Annotated in this window: 2 protein-coding genes and 1 pseudogene; all 3 read left to right on the forward strand. The window is 48.7% G+C overall.

Annotated elements, in window-relative coordinates; genetic code table 11:
• Positions 1-540 (forward strand): NfeD family protein (locus GRP75_RS25660; protein ID WP_272917243.1); only part of this gene is annotated, 540 nt, incomplete at its 5' end.
• A 37-nt stretch (positions 541-577) separates the two neighbouring features.
• Entirely contained in the window at positions 578-1,585 is a 1,008-nt protein-coding gene (gene floA / locus GRP75_RS25665) for a flotillin-like protein FloA (RefSeq protein ID WP_043922497.1), read from the forward strand.
• A gap of 44 nt (positions 1,586-1,629) precedes the next feature.
• A pseudogene (locus GRP75_RS25670) lies at positions 1,630-1,961 on the forward strand (hypothetical protein); the annotation flags it as partial.

The following is a 1,961-nucleotide window of genomic DNA, read 5'->3' on the forward strand; positions in this document are numbered from 1 at the left end:
GGAATTTTGGGCATACTCGGATTTGGTTTGTATTTTTTCGGCAATTATATCGCTGGTTTTGCAGGTTCGGAGACGTGGTTGTTGTTTATTATCGGTCTGGCTCTGCTTATACTTGAAATGTTCATCCCAAGCTTTGGTATTTTGGGCATTTTGGGTTCAGTCAGCCTTGTCGCCGGAGTTGTTCGGGCAGCATACAACATGCAGCATGCGTTTATATCTTTGGGCATTGCCTTTGCAGCTGCGGTTGCTGTTGTGGCGATTATCGCGGTTGTATTCAAGGACCGAGGGATATGGAACCGTTTTATACTTAAAGAAAGTTTAACGGCTGAACAAGGCTTTTCTTCAGTTGTGAACAGGGAAATGCTATTAGGTCAACGGGGTGTCAGTCTGACACCACTTCGTCCAGCCGGAACGGTGCTGATCGCTGATGAGCGAGTCGATGTTGTAACGAACGGCGAGTTTATTGCTACAGATATGCCGATTATAGTATCCAAAGTAGAAGGTGGGCGAATTGTGGTCAAGGCTGACACTAGCGTCTAAACAAGTAAATAACAAAGAATTAGATTAATGGAGGATGATGCGAGTGTTCGAATCGGGTATTGTCAGCGTTTTGCTGATTGCCGTTGTAGTGATTATTGTATTGAGCGTATTTTTCAGTTTCTTCCCGGTGATGCTGTGGATTTCAGCATTGGCTTCGGGTGTGCGTATTGGCATCATTACGCTGGTAGCTATGCGGTTACGGCGCGTCACGCCAAGCCGAATTGTCAATCCGCTCATTAAGGCAACCAAGGCGGGTCTGGGATTGAACATTAACCAGCTGGAAAGCCATTTTCTCGCAGGAGGGAATGTAGACCGAGTGATCAATGCGTTGATTGCTGCCCAGCGTGCTAACATTCCGCTTGAATTTGAACGTGCGGCAGCGATTGACCTTGCGGGACGGGATGTTCTGCAAGCGGTCCAAATGAGCGTTAATCCGCGTGTTATTGAGACACCTACTGTTGCAGCGGTCGCCAAGGATGGTATCGAAGTGAAGGTTAAAGCTCGTGTTACCGTGCGTGCCAACATTGATCGACTCGTCGGGGGTGCCGGAGAAGAAACGATTATTGCACGGGTCGGTGAAGGTATCGTTACAACCGTAGGTTCCAGTAATTCGCATAAGGACGTGCTGGAGAATCCGGATTCAATTTCGAGAACTGTATTGTCCAAAGGTTTGGATGCCGGGACAGCATTTGAAATCTTGTCCATTGATATTGCGGACGTTGATGTAGGTAAAAACATCGGTGCTTTTCTGCAAACAGAGCAGGCGGAAGCCGACAAACGTATTGCGCAGGCAAAAGCAGAAGAGCGGCGTGCGATGGCTGTAGCGCAGGAGCAGGAAATGAAGGCACGTGTCGTAGAAATGAGAGCACGTGTGGTGGAATCCGAATCCGAAGTGCCGCTGGCAATGGCTGAAGCACTGCGTGGCGGGAAACTTGGCGTCATGGACTATATGAATTTGAAAAATATTGAGGCGGATACGCAAATGCGTGGCTCCTTAGGCAAACCGAATGAGAACTCGGGGAATGATAACAAGAACCGGGATTAATAACGGGACATAGCCGATGAATTACGGCAGCTAGGTGGTGAGTAATGAACTTTATCAGCTGGATCTTTGAACATTTGTATATCCTGATCGTGATTGGCTTTGCTTTGGTGTCCTTTTTGGGGAAAAGCATCCAAGGCACAGGGCGGAAATCTCCGCCACGAAAAGGTATGCCCACCTTTGGTGGTGATCATGGTTCTCGTGGGCCCTCGACGTCATCCAGACCCTTCACAACGGAACATGGGCAAGAGCAGCGCCAACAGGATGTTGCTGGGGAGTTGCAACGTCAATTTCCTAATGAACGACGGGTGGTTATGGAAGCTCGTCGTATAGAAGAAGTGGGCGATCGGTCAGAAACGGAAGAACGGATGGACCGGGA

The sequence above is a fragment of the Paenibacillus sp. OT2-17 genome, assembly GCF_009827695.1.
Taxonomy (GTDB): Bacteria; Bacillota; Bacilli; order Paenibacillales; family Paenibacillaceae; genus Paenibacillus; species Paenibacillus polymyxa_B.

What these genes read in the sequence shown, in the direction of transcription:
- floA (WP_043922497.1), top strand. Translation starts at nt 578, where the DNA reads ATGCGAGTGTTCGAATCGGGTATTGTCAGCGTTTTGCTGATTGCCGTT.